At 36.2% G+C, this 18,718-nt stretch carries 17 protein-coding genes; 5 read left to right on the forward strand and 12 right to left on the reverse strand.

All coding sequences use genetic code 11. The annotated features are described in order from the left end of the window. Positions 1–788 precede the first annotated feature (788 nt). From DD829_RS14565 to DD829_RS14575, 3 genes are all read left to right on the forward strand, one after another. Positions 789–1,529: an AAA family ATPase gene (locus DD829_RS14565; RefSeq protein ID WP_228408212.1), complete on the forward strand. Its 741-nt coding sequence runs from the start codon at positions 789–791 to the stop codon at positions 1,527–1,529. A 131-nt stretch (positions 1,530–1,660) separates the two neighbouring features. After that, positions 1,661–2,233 carry a tetratricopeptide repeat protein gene (locus DD829_RS14570; protein WP_108411376.1) on the forward strand — a complete coding sequence of 191 codons (573 nt, stop codon included), beginning with the start codon at positions 1,661–1,663 and terminating at the stop codon, positions 2,231–2,233. 165 nt (positions 2,234–2,398) lie between these two features. Next, a complete protein-coding gene (locus DD829_RS14575) occupies positions 2,399–3,295 on the forward strand; it encodes a DUF4274 domain-containing protein (RefSeq protein ID WP_108411050.1) in 897 nt (298 codons plus the stop codon). 98 nt (positions 3,296–3,393) lie between these two features. Here DD829_RS14575 and gcvP read toward each other — a convergent pair whose 3' ends face one another. Together gcvP and DD829_RS14585 are read right to left on the reverse strand one after the other, a co-directional pair. After that, positions 3,394–6,252: an aminomethyl-transferring glycine dehydrogenase gene (gene gcvP / locus DD829_RS14580; protein ID WP_108411051.1), complete on the reverse strand. Its 2,859-nt coding sequence runs from the start codon at positions 6,250–6,252 to the stop codon at positions 3,394–3,396. Positions 6,253–6,628: 376 nt separating this feature from the next. Next, positions 6,629–7,000, reverse strand: coding sequence for a response regulator (locus DD829_RS14585; protein ID WP_108410945.1), 372 nt, complete (start codon positions 6,998–7,000; stop codon positions 6,629–6,631). Positions 7,001–7,179: 179 nt separating this feature from the next. Here DD829_RS14585 and DD829_RS14590 point away from each other — a divergent pair, with 179 nt between their 5' ends. After that, a complete protein-coding gene (locus DD829_RS14590; RefSeq protein ID WP_108410944.1) occupies positions 7,180–8,487 on the forward strand; it encodes a PQQ-dependent sugar dehydrogenase in 1,308 nt (435 codons plus the stop codon). 147 nt (positions 8,488–8,634) lie between these two features. Here DD829_RS14590 and DD829_RS14595 read toward each other — a convergent pair whose 3' ends face one another. The 10 genes from DD829_RS14595 to DD829_RS14640 form a co-directional block, all read right to left on the reverse strand. Continuing rightward, positions 8,635–9,243, reverse strand: a complete 609-nt coding sequence (locus DD829_RS14595; RefSeq protein ID WP_108410943.1) for a ferritin-like domain-containing protein — start codon at positions 9,241–9,243, stop codon at positions 8,635–8,637. 87 nt (positions 9,244–9,330) lie between these two features. Continuing rightward, complete coding sequence (locus tag DD829_RS14600; RefSeq protein ID WP_076394653.1) at positions 9,331–9,927, reverse strand: Crp/Fnr family transcriptional regulator; 597 nt, start codon at positions 9,925–9,927, stop codon at positions 9,331–9,333. Positions 9,928–10,163: 236 nt separating this feature from the next. Further along, positions 10,164–10,826 (reverse strand): MarR family winged helix-turn-helix transcriptional regulator, encoded by a 663-nt coding sequence (locus tag DD829_RS14605; RefSeq protein ID WP_108411707.1) that lies wholly within the window; start codon positions 10,824–10,826, stop codon positions 10,164–10,166. 132 nt (positions 10,827–10,958) lie between these two features. Further along, positions 10,959–11,657, reverse strand: a complete 699-nt coding sequence (locus tag DD829_RS14610) for an SDR family NAD(P)-dependent oxidoreductase (RefSeq protein WP_108411706.1) — start codon at positions 11,655–11,657, stop codon at positions 10,959–10,961. A gap of 225 nt (positions 11,658–11,882) precedes the next feature. Next, positions 11,883–12,164 (reverse strand): TIGR03643 family protein, encoded by a 282-nt coding sequence (locus DD829_RS14615; RefSeq protein WP_108411708.1) that lies wholly within the window; start codon positions 12,162–12,164, stop codon positions 11,883–11,885. A 185-nt stretch (positions 12,165–12,349) separates the two neighbouring features. Beyond that, complete coding sequence (locus tag DD829_RS14620) at positions 12,350–13,828, reverse strand: cryptochrome/photolyase family protein (RefSeq protein WP_108411705.1); 1,479 nt, start codon at positions 13,826–13,828, stop codon at positions 12,350–12,352. Continuing rightward, complete coding sequence (locus DD829_RS14625) at positions 13,813–15,111, reverse strand: DASH family cryptochrome (protein WP_116547877.1); 1,299 nt, start codon at positions 15,109–15,111, stop codon at positions 13,813–13,815. Before DD829_RS14625 ends, DD829_RS14620 begins: the two co-directional genes overlap by 16 nt. Next, positions 15,063–15,218, reverse strand: a complete 156-nt coding sequence (locus DD829_RS14630; RefSeq protein WP_082423549.1) for a DUF2256 domain-containing protein — start codon at positions 15,216–15,218, stop codon at positions 15,063–15,065. Before DD829_RS14630 ends, DD829_RS14625 begins: the two co-directional genes overlap by 49 nt. Positions 15,219–15,529: 311 nt before the next feature. Further along, positions 15,530–16,846 carry an ABC1 kinase family protein gene (locus tag DD829_RS14635; protein ID WP_108411704.1) on the reverse strand — a complete coding sequence of 439 codons (1,317 nt, stop codon included), beginning with the start codon at positions 16,844–16,846 and terminating at the stop codon, positions 15,530–15,532. A gap of 484 nt (positions 16,847–17,330) precedes the next feature. Beyond that, positions 17,331–17,990, reverse strand: coding sequence for a TetR family transcriptional regulator C-terminal domain-containing protein (locus DD829_RS14640; protein ID WP_108411703.1), 660 nt, complete (start codon positions 17,988–17,990; stop codon positions 17,331–17,333). Positions 17,991–18,087: 97 nt separating this feature from the next. Here DD829_RS14640 and ribA point away from each other — a divergent pair, with 97 nt between their 5' ends. Continuing rightward, positions 18,088–18,678: a GTP cyclohydrolase II gene (gene ribA, locus DD829_RS14645; RefSeq protein WP_076394667.1), complete on the forward strand. Its 591-nt coding sequence runs from the start codon at positions 18,088–18,090 to the stop codon at positions 18,676–18,678. Positions 18,679–18,718 lie beyond the last annotated feature (40 nt).

Raw genomic sequence — 18,718 nt, forward strand, 5'->3', positions numbered from 1 at the left:
ATGTTAACAGAAAATCAGAAAAAACACTATCATTTTTCGTCTTGAAAAAAACTGCTATTTCGTTTCTTCTAAAAATTTTTCTTCTAAAGAATCACTTAAAAATGTGCCTTCTAGAGTTTCTATGCTAACATTTCTTAATATTCCGGAGACTAAATGTCAAAAGTAAGTGAGATATTATTGTCCCCGAAAATGTTATTATGTATTGCATTTTTTCTTTCTTGGATTATCAACTTTTAAATACAAGCTGTGAAATAATTAACAGATCAATAATTTTTTACACATAAATCAAAAAAAGCCGTATTATTTTTTCATTTTTATATTAATTATTTGTAAACTATTTTTGTCATAATCTTAAACAAAAACCGCTTAAAACACTGATATACATCATGATTATTTATTTTGGAACCTTGTTTGAAAGTCGTAATATTGCAAATGTAAAATTGATAATAAATAGTCAAATAATTAAAAATTAAACAAAATGATCACTTACATCGGAATTGCAACATGTTTAGTAGTATTCGCCTCTTATTTTGCAGCAGCAAGAAGAGAAAGAAACTAATTTAGAAAGTTCTGATCTGGAGAAATTCAGTTCCTGAACAAAAAGACGAAATTATATTGTTATATGTTTTCAATCTGCAAAGATTGACTGCTCTTTTACTCAGCGTGAGTAAAAGGGCACAAAAAACATAGCACAAGATTTTACACTAAGGAAGACAAATTTTAATTTTTATAATAGCCGATAGAAAGTCGAACATTCATTTGTTCGGCTTTTTTGTTGGATAACCTTTATCTTTGCATATAATTTTCGAAAAATGAATCTGTACAATCTTATTATTCAAGACAAAGAAGAAGTTAGCCTTAATGATGTTTTCCTTGATCCCCAAAATAAAGAACAGCTTGTACAGCTTATTAAAGAAAATACATTTTCCAAAGAACTTCTGGAATACGGACTTCCGGTAAACAACAAAATTCTTCTTCAGGGAAGTTCCGGCTGCGGAAAAACGATGACCGCAAAAGCCATTGCCAATGCTTTGGGAAAAAGCATCATCATCCTCAATTTAAGCAATATCGTTTCCTCCAGAATTGGGGAAACTTCCCAGAACATCAAAATGATCTTTGATAAAGCGGCAAGAGAAAGATCCGTCCTGTTCCTCGATGAACTCGACCAGATCGGGAAGGCAAGAGGAAGCGATGATAAAGATGTGGGCGAAATGAGACGTCTCGTAAATACTCTTATTCAGTTGATTGATTATTTTCCGGAAAACGCGCTTCTTCTATGTGCAACAAATCATCCTGAAATTATCGACACCGCTTTACTGAGACGTTTTCAGCTTAAAATAGATTATGCACTCCCTTCAAAACAATTTTTAGATGATTTTTATGACGATTTGCTGATGAAGTTTCCGGCAGATTTAAGAAATATAGACAGGAAATATGATGTTTCTTTTGCTGAGGCGAAAGATCATGCTTTTACGGTGGTAAAAGGGAAGTTGATCTGGAAGCTGGAAGCTAGCGCAGAGAAAATATAGGCTGCCACTGTTACATCCGGATTTTCGGTAACTGTAACAGCAGTTTTATTGTTGTCATAAAATATTCTTTTAATGTAGCGTACTGAAATATTTTTAATACTTTAGGGCTCTAAATTTAAAACTAATACACTATGGCAATCAATTTTGCATCAGAGGAAGAGAAAAACGGTTTCTGGGAACTTTCCAATACCATTCAGGCAGGAAACTATGAAGAAGCTTTAAACCTTTCTAAAAATTTACTCGAAAGATTTCCCGACAATAAAGCCATCTACCATAACCAGATCGGCGCAATGATTTATCTTTCAAAGAATGATTACTGGGGTGCGACATCGCATTACACCAAAGCTTTAGAATACGGCTTTGATGCGGATGTATGCGAAGATAATATTTGGGAATCCGCGGTAGATTCTTATAAATTTCTTATCGACTGTGAAGAAGGTTTCTGCTCACTGATGATTAAAGATACACATGAATTTATTGCCGCCAATAATTTGGTTCAAAAATATGAAAGCCTTTTCCCGAATGGAAAATATGCAGATGAAGCTAAAGAACTCAATTACATTTTTAATTTGACAAAGGAATTGCAGGAAAACAATAATTATACTTCTTCGGCATTGCAGCAAAACTATTCGGAAAACTATCCGGATGGAAAACACCGCGAAGTGGTGACGGCTTTGTGTGAAATTATTGATAACAATTCTTAGAATTAATTTTGAAAATATATTTCGTTATTGACTGTCATAGAAAAACTATTATAAAGTCAAAAAAAATTTCCAGCAGTTTTGGTTTGCAGGATATATTCTAAACAAACCAAAAGTATTATAACAGAGCAGACAACAGATATGTGATTCATTATCAGAAAGAAAAAAATGGCAAAATCAATAGCAAAAACAAAAACATTATTTAAAAAAGCATTTTACTATAACTGGGATAATGGATTAACCGGCTTAGAAAAAATTGTAAGAGACAGCAATTGTGATAAAGCAACCGCAATTATGATTTTTTGGCGAGGTCATCCAAATTACTATTATAATCATCCAAATGTAGAAAAAATGGAAGATTATGAAAAGGCTGCATTCGATTTTTTGAAATTACTTGAAAAAGATCTGGTCTCGGAAAGATATCCCAAAATCATCTCATTTTCTCCTGAAAAAGAATTTATTCCTGCCACTTTAGGCAACATCCCAAAAGAACTTATTCAGTATGTGGAAGGAACTATACATTATCAGGAAGTATTATTTCCAAACAAAAATCCTTTTGACGAAGAAATAATGACTCTCTGTAAAAATTGTGACAATATGAGCAAGATGTTTGAATTAGAAAAACGAGGTGCTGATTTCAGTTTAAAAATTAATAACGGTTATTCTTATCCCATTGCAATTGCTTGTGGAAGTGGACAAATAGAAGCTATTAAATATTTTATTGAGAAAGGATATGATCTAAATAAAAAATATGGTAAGAATCCTTTATTCTGGAGCGCTGTTATAAACAAAAAAATTCAGGCAGTTAATTTGATATTAGAAAACGGTGGAAAAATAAATCAAAAAGGAGAATTTGGCAGAACAATTTTACATTTAATTGCGGGTTGGTTTGCCGAAAACCAAGATGGTTTCGACGATGAATTAATGAAAATCCTTAGCTTTTTAATTGAGAAAGGAGCAGATGTAAACGCTAAAGATTCATCTAAAAAAACTCCGCTTGATCTGGCGATTATGTGGAATAATGTAAAATATATAGATTACTTATCTGGTTTTCAGTCTTATTAAATTATAACGAGATTGCTTTGTCGCTTCGCTCCTCGCAATGACATAAAAAATCCCTTTCATCACTGAAAGGGATTTTTCTATATCTAAAAAACTTTTAATTACATATAAGCTTCAATCGGCTCACAGGTACAAACTAAGTTTCTGTCTCCGTAAGCTTCGTCCACTCTTGAAACTGTAGCGAAGAATTTGTGGTCTCTTACCCAATCTAAAGGATAAGCTGCTTTTTCTCTGCTATATGGTTTATCCCAAGAATCGGAGATTACCAGTTGCTCTGTGTGAGGCGCATTTTTCAATACGTTGTTGGCTGCGTCTGCTTCACCATTTGCAATCTCATCAATTTCATGTTTAATGGCGATTAAAGCTTCTGCAAAACGGTCGATTTCTGCTTTGCTTTCAGACTCAGTCGGCTCAATCATTAAAGTTCCTGCAACCGGGAAAGAAACGGTAGGAGCGTGGAATCCATAGTCCATTAATCTTTTCGCCACATCGGCAACTTCAATTCCTAACGATTTGAACTGTCTGAAATCTACGATACATTCGTGGGCAACTCTTCCGTTTTCGTTTGAATATAAAATCGGGAAATGCTCTGCTAAAATTTCTTTTAAATAATTAGCATTCAGGATCGCGTGTTCCGTTGATTTTTTCAGACCTGAATTTCCTAACATTTTGATGTAAGCGTAAGAAATATTCAGAATTAATCCAGAACCGTAAGGTGCTGCAGAAATACCTTCAATCGCATCTTTTGATCCGATTCTGATATTTGCATTGGAAGGTAAGAAAGGAACTAAGTGTTTAGCCACACAAATCGGACCAACTCCGGGACCTCCTCCTCCGTGAGGAATTGCGAATGTTTTGTGTAAGTTTAAGTGACAAACGTCTGCTCCGATGTTTCCGGGACTTGTGTATCCAACCTGAGCGTTCATGTTCGCTCCGTCCATATAAACCTGTCCTCCGTGTTCGTGGATTAAAGCTGTAATTTCTTTAATGTTGGCATCGAAGAATCCGTATGTAGACGGATAGGTGATCATTACACAAGAAAGATTTTCAGAATGCTGTTCTGTTTTTGCTTTTAAATCTTCGAAATCGATTTCTCCGTTCTCAAGGTTTTTAACCACAACAATTTTCATTCCTGCCATTGCCGCAGAAGCAGGGTTGGTTCCGTGTGCAGACTGAGGAATTAAAACCACATTTCTGTGACCTTCACCTCTTGAAATGTGATATTCTCTGATCACCATTAATCCTGCGTATTCTCCCTGAGCTCCGGAATTCGGCTGAAGAGAAGTTCCTGCGAAACCTGTAATTTCAGCTAAATCTTTCTCCAGTTCACGGATCATTTCCTGATAACCTCCTGCTTGGTCAACCGGTACAAACGGATGAACAGAACCCCAATTGTCCCATGAAAGCGGTAACATTTGCGTTGCGGCGTTCAGTTTCATCGTACAAGAACCTAAAGAAATCATTGAGTGGGTCAACGATAAATCTTTTCTTTCCAGACGCTTGATGTAACGCATCAATTCTGTCTCTGTATGGTATTTGTTGAATACCTCTTCCGTAAGAATTTCATCTTTTCTTAAATTCTCTTCCGGAATGCTGTATCCTTCTTTAATTTCTAATTTGAAAGTCTGCTTGTCTTTGAACTGGGCAAAAGAAGCCATCAGATAATTTAACTTATCCAATGTTGTACTTTCGTTGATCGCAATACTTACCACTCCTTCTGTGAAGTAGTTTAAGTTTAATTTGTGATCAAGCATCATTCTCATCAGTCTTCCTTTCTCATCTTCATTCATCGTGATTTTTACCGTATCAAAGATCGGTTCTTCCACGATTTCATATCCTAAAGCTTTCAGACCTCCCTTCAAAGCGTTGGCTTTGAAATGAATCTGATCTGCGATATAATTTAATCCTTTCGGACCGTGATAAACAGCGTACATTCCAGCTATAACTGCCAAAAGAACCTGAGCTGTACAGATGTTTGACGTTGCTCTTTCTCTCTTGATGTGCTGTTCTCTCGTCTGTAAAGCCATTCTTAAAGCACGTCTTCCGTACACATCCTGAGAAACTCCGATAATTCTTCCCGGAATATCTCTCTTATAGTCTTCCTTACAAGAGAAGAATGCTGCGTGAGGACCACCGTAACCCAATGGAATTCCGAATCTCTGCGTTGTTCCAACTGCGCAGTCAGCGCCCATTGAAGCCGGAGATTTTAACTTCACCAAAGCCATCGGATCACACGCTACAACTACCTGAAGATCTAATTTTTTATATTCAGCGATATCATCTGTATAATCTAAAACAATTCCGTTTTTACCAGGATACTGCAATAAAACTCCGAAATAGGAACCATCCAGTTCATGTGTTTTATGATTTCCTTCTACAATTTCGATTTCAAGACCTTCGGCTTTTGTTTTTAATACAGATACTGTCTGAGGAAGCACAAGATCGGAAACAAAGAATTTATTGGCTCCGGCTTTTTTCTGATCTTTCGTTCTGTTGTTGAAGAACATATGCATTGCTTCTGCAGCAGCCGTAGATTCGTCTAATAATGATGCGTTTGCCAAGGCAAAACCTGTAAGATCGCACACAACAGTCTGAAAATTAAGAAGCGCTTCCAGTCTTCCCTGTGCAATTTCCGCCTGATAAGGAGTATATGCTGTGTACCAACTCGGATTTTCAAAGATGTTTCTCTGAATAGCCGATGGCAACAACGTGTTGTGATATCCGAACCCGATGTAGCTTGTATAATCAGTGTTTTTCGACGCCAGTTCCTTAGAATGGATCAGCATTTCATATTCTGAAAGCGGTTCTGAGATTTCAAGATCTTTTTCTAAACGGATAGAAGAAGGGATGGTTTGAGAGAGAAGCTCCTCGATACTTGAAACGCCAACTTTTTCCAGCATTGCCTGTTTATCGGCTTCATTTAAGGAAATGTGACGGCTCACAAACTGTTCTGTATTCATTTTTATTTATTAGATTTTGTTTGTAAAAAAGATTCGTAAAATTACGATTTTTTAGAAAATTGTACAACTAAATTAAAATCATAAATAAATAATATAAAGTATTTTAACTTATTTAAAATTAAAGCCTTTTTGTTGAGTTATTGAACATAAAATTTGTTAAAAAAAGCAGTTGAGAATAAATTTTACTGCCAATTAAATTTTCTAAAATTTAAAAATAATCAATATTACAAGTACTTATTTTTAAACTCACCAGGTTTTATAATTATTTAAATGTTAAATTTTCCAAATCTGTTTACCGAAATTCATAATATTATCAATTAAAAAATCCTCCAAAATTTAAATTTGGAGGATATATTTATAGTAAGGCAATGTTAATTTATTGAAGGTTAGGCTGTTTTACCAAATCTTCAATCTTCACAATAACATCATCAATATCAAAAGGTTTTGGGATAAAAACATCCGCTTTGCAGGAGTTTACAACGTTTAGCGCTTTTGCATGAGCGCTGATAATCATTACGGGAATATGAGAGGTTGCGGGATTTTCTTTGATCTGGTTGCATAAATCTGTTCCCAAACCATCCGGTAATTTCACATCCATGATAAAAATGTCTGGAACTATGGATTGATCTCTGTTGTTAAATGCTTCAGCATTGGCGAAAGAACGTACATCATAATTCTCAAATGACAGGAGTAGCTGCAATGCATCTCTGATGCCTGTCTCATCTTCAACGATAAAAATTGTTTTCATATCCGTTGCATCGCAAAAACAAAGCCAATCTTAAATGAAATCTTAAATTAATGAAAAATTGAAGATCAATTTTATCTGATTCGGAATAAATCGATTAATAATATTCATCGATATAAGTTATTTTCTTAAAGGAATACTTTTTGTAATCTCTGAGAAACAAAATCACAACTTAAAAATATATGAAACACTATTTTCTACCCATGTTAACTTTGCTGACGTTGAGCTGCAAAGAAAATAAAACAGAAAAAAAAGAGGGCAATACCGCCGTTACCAAAACCGATACGCTGAAGCTTCCTGCACCGGATGAAAAAAACAGCAAGACAAAATTCAGCAACGTATTGGGATGGTCTAAAGGAAAAGCGCCTGTTGCTCCTGAAGGATTTACCGTAACAAGATTTGCAGAAAATATTAAAAGCCCCAGAAATATGATTCAGGCTGAGAATGGAGACGTATTTGTGGTGTTGTCTAATTCTGAACGTACTGTTTCGGAGAAAATTAAAAATGACATCAGTGGTAAGAGTGATGCTGAAGTAGACGGAAAATCTGCCAACCGAATAATCCTTTACCGTGATGCCAACAAAGATGGTATTCCGGAATCTTCCACAGTGTTTTTAGCTAATCTTAACCAGCCATACGGAATGCTCATCATTAATGATCAGTTTTATGTTGCCAATACAGACGGATTATGGGTCTATCCTTACAAACTGGGAGATACGAAGATTACAAAACCGGGAAAAAAGATCGTAAATCTTCCTGCGGGTGGATACAACAATCACTGGACAAGAAATCTCCTTGCCAATAAAGATCAGTCTAAAATTTATATTTCTGTAGGATCGGGAAGCAATGTAGGGGAGAACGGAATGGATAAAGAGGTGAGAAGAGCCAATATTTTAGAAGTAAATCCCGACGGAAGCGGTGAGAAAATTTATGCAGCAGGTCTCAGAAATCCTGTCGGAATGAGCTGGAATCCTGTAACCGGAGAACTCTGGACTGTTGTAAATGAGAGAGATGAATTAGGAGACGATTTAGTTCCGGATTATCTTACCAGTGTAAAACAGAATGCTTTTTACGGTTGGCCGTATTCTTACTTCGGTAAAAACGAAGATCCGCGGAGAAAAGGAGAAAGACCCGATCTTGTACAGAAAACAATAGTTCCGGATGTACCTTTGGGAAGCCATACCGCATCTTTAGGTTTAACATTTTATACAGGTTCTCAGTTTCCGGAAAAATATAAAAACGGAGCTTTTATAGGACAGCACGGATCATGGAACCGCTCATCTTTGGTAGGTTATCAGGTTGCTTTTGTCCCTTTTAAAAACGGAAAACCTTCCGGTTCATATCAGCCTTTTCTTACAGGTTTTATAGCAAATGAAGCGAAAGGAGATGTTTACGGAAGACCGGTTGGTGTTTTGCAGATGGCAGATGGATCTTTACTGGTCGCAGATGATGTAGGAGGAATTGTCTGGAGAGTATCTCGTAAAAATTAATGAAATTCAACAGATTATCAGAAAGCAGTCATTCAGGGCTGCTTTTTTATTAACCACATCGTTTTCATAGCAAATAAAAAAATAGAGCCTGAATGATCAAGCTCTATTTATTTGATTTAAAAGTTCTTTTACCTTCCGTAAAATATTTTACAATGCTTTGCTGTTAAGATTGGTGTCTGCAACCTTTGTAAGCAGCTCATCACACTTTTTTTCTTCCTCCAAAGTGCTTAAAAGATGCTGAAGACAGTCTTTTTCTTCCAGTACTTTTGCGAAAGCTGCTAAAGTTCCGTAGGTGGCAATTTCATAATGCTCAACCTTCTGTGCTGCGGCAATAATTCCGGCATCTCTTACAGCTCCGGGTTCTGTTTCTTCAATAATGCTTTTTCCTTCATCCAGTAAACCCTGCATCGCATCACACTTTTTAGCCTGCGCTTTCTTGCCCAGAGCTTTGAAACATTCTTCCAATCTTTCCACATGACCTTCGGTTTCTGTGATGTGATTTTCTATAGCAGTTTTCAGCTTTTCATGCGTTGCATTTTTCATCATGGTAGGCAAAGCTTTCAGTAAAGCTTTTTCTGCCCAGTAAATATCTTTTAAAGAATCCTCAAAAAGATCTTTCAGCTCTTTTGCTGCATTTTTCTTTGCAGGCGTTTTAGAGGTTGCTTTTGGTGAAGTTTTGGCATTTGATTTTGCTGCGTTTTTTGTTGGGGCTGATTTTTTCGCAGGTGTTTTTTTAGTTGCGGTCTTCGTTTCCATAATATACTATTTTAGTGTTTGGTTGCTGGTGAATCTGCAACTATAAGACCACTTTGGCTCAAAACACACAACTGTGGTATGAAAAGATCAGACGAAGATTTTTCTGTTGATGATTTTCAGATAATTTTCCTTTTCAAGTCTTTTCACTGCTCTCACCACTGTTTCGACTCTTAAAGCAGTAATAGCGGCAATTTGCTGTCGGGTCAGCGGAACTTCATAGGAATATTTCGACTGGTCTTCATAAAAACTTTTATGATAATCTAAAACACCTACGATTCGTGTTTCCGGACGAAGAGACGAATTGTTTTCCAGCATAATATATTTGTAATAAAGTCTTTCGGACAAGAATTTGTTGATGTCTCTTGAAATTTCAGGATTTTCGTCAAGAAGCTTTACGAAATTTTGTTTTGAAAGTCTTAATACAGTACATTTTTCAAAAGTAACGGCATTTACTGGATAGGTCTGATCAATGAACAGCAAAAGTTCGCATACACTCAGTCCTCTGTCCAGAATGGCAAGAATAAGTTCCCTGCCTTCATCATTGTAATGGTTCAGTTTTATTCTGCCTTCTACAACCTGATAATAATACTTCGGTTTTTCCCCTTCATTAAAAATGGTTTGATGGCGATCGAAAGTTTCTTCTTCTGCGCCATAGTGGAGTAAAAGTTCTTCTGATATTAGCATATATAAGATTTTGTGATGATAATGGTATTGGCGGAAGCGGATTAATTAAATTTAAAAATAAAAAAATCGTACCATTATAAAGAATATCACAATTTCTGTTATCTGATTGGGAAAATTATGCTAAGATTCAGACATTTATTTTTTCTATGTGAATGTATAAGTCCGCATAAAACTTTCAAACAAAACAAAAATGTCTGAAAGTTTTTACGAATTTTAAAATTTGTTGGTAAATATATTTATGAATGCCTTTTGTGGGCAACCAAATCCATTACTTTTCCAATATCTTCATTTCTGTATTCCGAGTATACATGCGAATGAAAATCATTCAGCTTCCTCAGCAATTCCAGAAGTTCGGTTTTTTCTTTGTTTTCCAGTTTTCCGGCAAGAATTCGCGACGTCATATTTACCTTTTCAACGGAACGGTGGAAATAATCTTCACCTTTTTCGGTGATGTTGAGACGCTTGCTTCTTTTATCTTCGCTGTCGTTCTTTTCTTCGATTAAGCCATATTCCAGAAGACGTTTGATGATTTGGGTTCCCGTCTGTTTTTCGTGCCCGTTTCTTTCAATCAGCTGAATTTTAGTCAGATTCGGTTCGTCTTTCAGTCGGTAGAGATAGGTAAATTCTTCATTGGCGAGTTCAGGAAAATCATTCAGTCCCTTTCGGATCAGTTGTTTAGAATATCGTCCCAAAAGCAGAACCTGTTTGCAGATTTCATTTTCTGTGAACGAAACCTGATGCTGTTCATTTTTAAAAAGCTTGGTCGGACTCTCTTTTCTGTATTTTTTATCATTCAGCCAAAGACGGAAATCCTCGACCGTAGAGTGAGGTTTATAAGCTTCGGAATTTTCAAATTCTTTAACCTGATGCAGCAAATCAATGAAAAAATCAGTATTCATAGTGCAAATTTAATCTAAGTATTTTAAATATTTTTTATAATCTAATAAAGAGGTTTAAGAATCTAAATCCTCCAACGCTCCAACTCTCAAATCCTCCAACGCTCAAACCCCTCAAACTCTCTCTCAATAAAGTTAAAGTTTCACACTTCCCATTCCGCCATCAATTCCGAAAACCTGTCCTGTGATCCACGAAGATTTATCCGAAACAAGGAAAGCCGTCATTTCCGCAATTTCTTCAGCCGTTCCCACTCTTTGCAACGGATGTCTTTTTGCAGAGGCTTCTCTTTTCTCAGGCGTTGCTAAAAGCTGTGATGCTAAATTCGTGTCCGTTAAAGATGGTGCAATCGCATTCACCCTTATTTTCTGAGCCGAAAATTCCGCCGCCAGACTTTTCGTAAGACCTTCCACTGCATTTTTACTCGCCGCAATCGAAGCGTGAAAAGGCATTCCCAGTTTTGCTGCCACCGAACTGAAAAGCACAACAGAGGCACTTTCCGACTTTTTAAGATTCGGCAACAGTTTCTGAATAATTTTAACCGCTCCCAAAACATTGATTTCAAAATCATTCTTAAAATCATCCACAGAAAGTCGGTTAAAAGGTTTTAAATTAATGCTTCCCGGTGCATAAACCAATCCATCCACCACTTCAGGGAAAGTAATTTCATCTAAATTTCCCGAAAGAATATCCATTGCGTGAAATTCAATATTCGGATGATTCAGTTCGTGATTTTCCGTTCTGGAAATTCCAATGATTTTGTGTTGTTCTGCAAGAATTTTTGCCGTTGCTAATCCTATTCCCTTTCCGCAACCGATGATGACGATATTTTTCATAATTTTTATTTTAATGTTTTGAACATGAAGGTTTTATTTCGAGACACTTCGACAGGCTCAGTGTGACATCTCTAATACTATTCGTTTAATTATCTCTTAATTGTCAGGCTGAGCTTAGTTTATCCTGAGTCTGACGAAATAAAGTGTCTATTTACAATGCTTTTTTGCTCTTTTGCAAAACTTTATTTCCAAACAATTCTTTTGTGCCTTTTGCGGTTAAATCAACTACCTTTTCGAGATTTTATTATTGCTGATAACTCTCTGTCTGCTGCATTTAAAACGATCGATCTCTTCACTTCTTTTTTTCAGGTGTTTCTGGCTTACTCCCGAATTCACTCTTTTTCTCCAAAGCTTAAAACTCGATTCTTTCAGTTCCGAACGCATCAGTTCAATTACTTCCGATTCGCTGATTCCAAACTGGAATTGTATCGCTTCAAACGGCGTTCGGTCTTCCCACGCCATTTCTATGATTCTGTCGATTTCTTTTATGTTGAGGTTTGTATTCATTTTTTTGATTTTGATAAATATTCTATCAATTGCATCGGGCTTTAGCCCGATGTTGAAGTTTAATTTACAAAAGGCTTTAGCCGAAATATATTTTAAGTTTTGGCTAAAGCCAACCATTTTATTTCTTTTTGCAAACGGGTTAAAACCCGTTCCTATTGATATTAAATTCTTTTATTTTTAAAAAATCATTTCAGATTTCCAATAAATTCCTTCGCCGTCTTAAAATGCTGTTTTCGTTTTTCTTCCGGCATTTTCTCTAGTGTTCTCAGCATCATTCCCAATCTTGGATTTTTGGCAAAAAAATCTTGATGGTCATTAATAAAGTTCCAAAACAGAGCATCCCATTTTTCATTCCATTCTCCGTCCGGATAATCGCTCATTTTTTTAATATAATTGCTTCCGCTGATATACGGTTTCGTACTCATCTTTCCGCTGTCTGAAAAACTGCTCATCCCATACACATTCGGAACCATCACCCAATCGTAAGAATCAATGAACATTTCCATAAACCATTGATAGACTTCATCCGGATTGAACTGAGCAAGATTCATAAAATTGGCAAAGATCATCAGTCGTTCGATGTGATGGGCATAGCCGGTTTTCAGGATTTTCTGGAGCGAACTATCAATCGGGCGGATTCCTGTTTTGGCGGTGTAAAAAGATTCCGGAAGTTTTTGCTTATGGTTCCAGTAATTTTTATTCCGCTGATACGTCCCCTGATAAACATAAACCCCGCGAACAAACTCTCGCCAACCCAAAATCTGGCGGACAAAACCTTCCAAAGAATTCACCGGAATATCATTGTTGTTAGCAAATGAAATCGCTTTTTCCAAAACATTTTCTGGTGTTAGAAGTCCGACGTTCATTAATGGAGAAAGCACACTGTGATGAAGAAAATGTTCCTTTTCCACGATGCTGTCCTCGTAAACGCCAAATTCCAGAAAGCGGTTTTCAAGAAACTGTTCCAGCCAATGTTCAGCTTCCTTAAAAGTAGTCGGGTAGAGCTGTTCATCCGTAAGCGTTCCGTAATTCTTTGCAAAATGCTTTTCGGTATATTGTTTTGCTTCCTCGTAAAATTCATTGTTTTTTGGGAAATGAATCGCGGGCGCTTTTTTATTTTTCGGATATTTTTTCCGGTTTTCGGTGTCGTACGTCCATTTTCCGCCCAAAGGTTTTCCGGCTTTCATCAGGATATTTCGGGTAATTCTCTGCTGCTTATAAAAATCAGTCTGATGATAGGCTTTTTTATCTTCAAAATAATCTTTCAGGTCTTCTTTGCTGTTGATGAAAAGCGGACTATCCAAAATTTCGAGTTCTAATTTTGTTTCCTTTAATCTTTTTTCCAGCCAGTTGTCGCAAACATCCGTTGTTTTTATCGTTGTAAAATTCTCTTTTTCAAGTTTCGGAATTAAATTTCGGATGTCGCTGAATTTCGATGAACTTTCAACATATTCAACTTCAAAACCCACCTTTTTTAATTCAGTTTCATAAAATTTCATTGTCGAACGGTGAAACGCAATCTTCTGTTGATGAAATGAATACTGTTTAAAAAACAAAAATTCCTCTATCAAAAATACAGGTTGACTTTTATCCAGATAATCCATATCTTCAAAAAGCTGATGTGGAAAAATCAATTGGGCGGTATGTTTTACTGCTTTAGCCATAAACGTCTGAATTTTTGATTGGAATCATACATTTCTGCCTGTTTTTCAGGGTTAAAAGTCCGGTCACGATTGTCATTTCCGACTCCGGCGAGATACATCCAGTTGCCGTAATTGCTGTGAACATCATAATCAATCAGCATTTCTTCAAAATACGCCGCTCCGATTCTCCAGTCCTGTTTCAGAATTTTGCAGAAATAGGAAGCTACATTTTGACGACCGCGATTGCTCATCCAGCCTGTATTTTTCAGTTCAAGCATATTGGCATTGACGAAATCGGAATCCGTTTCTCCATCCTTCCATTTTTGAATCAATGGTTTATTGTTTTCCGCTAAATACTTTTGATGATTAATTCCGCTTTTCCAGAAAATCAAATCTTTATACTGTAAAGAAACATATCTGAAAAAATCCCTCCAGAGCAGCTCAAAAATCAACCAATATGTTGAATCATTGGCTCCGAATTCTTCCTCATATTTTTTTATCTCGTGGTAAATGGTTACCGCAGAAAGACTTCCATCCGACAGCCAAGCCGAAAATTTCGAACTGTAATCTGTTCCCACCAAACCGTTTCGGGTTTGCTTGTACTGACTCAGATTCTGTGTTTCCGAGAAATAATGATGCAATCTTTTCAATGCTTCATTTTCTCCGCCCGAAAAAGGAAAAGCAGTTCTTTCGTCCGTTTCAAAATCTTCAAAACCGAGCGATTTTAACGAAATGGTATCACTTTTAAAATGAATTTCCGGTTTATCGTACATCAAATCTTCCGATTCAAATTCAGGGCGAATCAGCAGATTTTTTTCAATTTTCTGCCGGAACGCGGTAAAAAGTATCGGAATTTTATCCAAAGTTTTAAAAACAAAAAGCGGATGAACCAGAAACTGAGAATACGATTTTTCCCAAACGGCAGCCGTAACCACACTTCTGATTTTTGTCTGAAGTTCGGTTTCTTCCTTCGTCCATTCTTCCTGACAAAAAATCTTCACGATTTCAAATTCCTCGGAAATTTCTTTAAAAACGTCTTCCGTTTTGCTGTACTTAACTAAAAAAGGAATCTTCTGTTTCGCTAAATTCTGCTTTAAATTTTCTACACTTTCCAACAAAAATTTTGCACGGTATTTTCCGATTTTTCTTGAACCGAACTGTTTTTGAGCAAAAAATTCAGCGTCAAAAACATACATTGCAAGAAAAGGCAACTCTTCCTGCATCACATTGTATAAGGATTCTGAATCTCTTGTTCTTAAATCTTTGGTGAACCAGAGGATGTTGATTTTTTGTTTTTTCGGCATCTTTCGCTGCAATATTTTACTTCGTCCCAGTTTTTTTTCCACTTTTTCCGCCAGTTGAAGGGTAGTCCGCAGACTTCACAGATTTTGGAAGGTAATCCTGAAGGCATATTTTTTATATTAAACTTTAATTCAAATACAATTGTAATGTTAACAGGTCGCTCCTACGGAGCTTCCTTTTTACGGCTTTCTATTTTCTATTAACAGTACATTCCTACGGAATTTTATAATGCTCCGATAGGAGCTGACTGTTAATAGCTAACATTTTTATATGATATGAGCTCCGTAGGAGCGACCTGTTAATGATTCATTTATTCCAACAAAATCGTTTTCAAACCTTTCGGCTCTTTTAATAACCTGTAATTCATCAAAATCTTTTGTGACTTTTGACTCCGTCGAATCTTCGATTTGCAGTTAAATATCACTTACAATAATTTTTAAAATTATTAATCGCCACATCTTTCGCTTTAAGATCGTGCATCATATTATACAGTCCGAAAAACGTACGGTTCAGGTAAATAAAATGTCGGGAACCGCGGTTGGTATTCATTCCTTTCATATCACTTGCTTTCGCATATTTTTGTCCCAGATCGGCAATTTCCTGAAAGAACGACTCATCCGAAAAATCAAATTTTTCCTGATTAAAAGGTCTCGTAAACAATTCCAGCAATTCGTAGAATAATTTGGCAAAAAACTCTTTTTCTTTTTCTGAATCTTCTGCTCGAAGAATTTCTAAGGTGAATAATTTCTCACGGAAAATCTCAGGATTCTTCAGATTTTCTTCTTTCGCCAATTCGAAATACGGAATGTAGAAATCTTCCGGAATTTCCTTGATACAGCCGAAATCGATAACCAATAATTCATTGTTTTCCGAAATCAGGAAATTTCCCGGATGCGGATCGGCGTGAACTTTTTTCAGAATATGCATCTGATACATATAAAAATCCCAAAGCGTCTGTCCGATTTTATTCAAATCCTCCTGAGAATTCTGTTTTTTAGTAAATTCCGAAAAATGAATTCCCGACATCCAATCCATCGTAATGATTTTCTCACACGAAAATTCCGGATAATAATGCGGAAATTTTACATTCGGAAGATGACTGCATTCTTCTGCAAAATGCTGACTGCGTTTCAGTTCCAGATTATAATCGGTTTCTTCAAACAATTTGTCTTCCACTTCCTGAAAATAGGATTCCGAACCTTCTTTTTTGATGTTGAACATTTTCATCGCAATCGGTTTTACCATTTTAAGGTCGCTTGAAATACTTTCTCTTACGCCGGGATACTGGATTTTCACAGCCAGTTTTTTGCCGTCTTTTTTCGCGGTATGAACCTGTCCGATACTTGCAGCATTAACCGATTCTGCGGAAAATTCATCAAAAATATCTTCCGGATTTTTCCCGAAATATTTTCGGAATGTTTTCTTCACCAAAGCACCCGACAAAGGCGGAACGGAAAACTGCGAAAGTGAGAATTTCTCCACATATTCCACCGGAAGAATGTTTTTTTCCATACTCAGCATTTGGGCAACTTTGAGCGCGGAACCTTTCAATTCTTTAAGTGAGTCGTAAATGTCTGTTGCATTGTCCTCATTCAGGATTTTGCGGGCTTCATCTTCATCTTTCGTGATTTTATTTCCGTAATATTTCAGGTAATTGACACCGACTTTCGCTCCCGCTTTAAGCAGGCTGCTTGTCCGTTCAATTTTTCCTGTAGGAATTTTATCTAATGTTTTCATTTTTAAATTTTGTTTGTCAAATGTTTTTAACGCAATGTTCGCAAAGATTTTTTAATTGCTAACTGTTTTTAAGTTCGCAAAGGTGTTGTGTTAAGCTCCTTTGGGAGCTTTATCTGTGTAGCTTAAATCATTTGTTTTTGGTGGCACTCCGTAGGAGTGCTATTTTTAATTCATCTTTGAATTTTCAGATTGAACTCCTACGGAGTTCTCTTCAACACAATTATTCGTAATTTCTACACAGATTCCGCACCTACGGAGCGCACTATTCTTTAGATTATTTTCATTCATTTTCGCAGCCGAATTGCCTCATTCTTTTATCTTTAATTCTTGAATCGGCGAATCTCGCAGCCCGACCTGAGTGGAGCTCTTTTTGTAAGACTGGAAAAAGCATTGGTACAAAAAAGCGAGAACGGAGGTCGGAAATAGCTGCCCAAATAAATATTAGCTTATTCGAAACCAAAAGCCAATTGCCAATCGCTATTCATCAACTCATTTTAAACTTTTCTTTCCACAGAAACTTTCCAAGGTCGAAAACTTTTCTCAAAGGCTCGTTGTCCATCAGTTCAAAACCCGTATCGATGGTTTTTTCGATGAAAATATCCGTTTTTTCAAAATCGGGAGAAGTGTCTTTTTTCCAGAAATCAATGGCGGAAACCAAATGGAGCCAAAGTGCTTCCTGTCTCGATTTTTCGTTGAATTTTCTGATATCTTCTTTCGCTTTTTCAATCATTTCCCACTCGTTGAAATCGAGAGTATTAACAAATTGTTTGTGGGTTTCCCGAAGATTCTGAAGCGTTTTGATGTTCTGGATTTTATTGCTTCCCAAAATTGATAATACTAAAGAACGGTTCATCGTCATATTTTCAAAGAAAATGTAATACACATTCAGGAGTTTTTCTTTGGTTGTCACTTCGCTCGAGGAATTTACTTCCGAAGCGAGTTCCAGAGATTTCGTGAAAAGATGATTCAATATTTCTCTTTCGATTTGCTCGAATCCTGAGAAATAGTGGTAAAATTCTTTCTCCTCAAAATTGTTTTCTTTCGCAAAAAGGTAAACGTTTTTCGGTTTTTCTCCGTGATTCAAAAGATAATCTCCGTATAATTCAAATATTTTTTCCTGCGTGATATTGGCTTGTTCTTGCATAATAGAATTTATTTATTGACAAATTTAGTAAATAAATTTACATTTAATTAAAATAAAGTATAAATTTGTACTATATAAACCATTTAATTTTTGAATTATGTTGACAATACAGGCACAATCGAATATACCTACAGATTTTGGAATGTTTACTGTTTATGCATTCTCAGAACACGAAGAAGACTGGAATCCGCACTTGGTTTGGGTGGCAGAAAATACAGATTTCAGCAAAACGGTAAACGTGCGTTTTCACTCGGAATGTATTACAGGCGAGATTTTTCATTCTAAAAAGTGTGAATGCGGACAGCAATTAGACGCGGCAATGAAATATATGTCGGAAAACGGAGGAATGATTATTTACCTTCGACAGGAAGGTCGTAATATCGGAATCATTAATAAGTTAAGAGCATATGCGCTTCAGGAAAAAGGTTTTGATACGGTGGAAGCGAATTTGAAACTTGGTTTGCCTGCAGACGGAAGAAATTTTGATGTAGCGGTGGAAATGCTTAAAATTTTGGATGTGAAAGAAATTAATTTGCTGACCAATAATCCGGATAAGCTTAAATCTTTGGAAAACAGCGGAATAATTCTCAATCACAGAGTTCCTTTGGAAATAGAATCGAACGAAGTGAACGAAAGTTATCTTTCAAAAAAGAAAGATTATTTTGGACACCTCTTAGAAAAGGTATAATTTTCTCATTACGCTGAGAAACAAATTCCAGTCACCAAAA

The organism is Chryseobacterium sp. HMWF035, assembly GCF_003094695.1.
Taxonomy (GTDB): Bacteria; Bacteroidota; Bacteroidia; order Flavobacteriales; family Weeksellaceae; genus Chryseobacterium; species Chryseobacterium gambrini.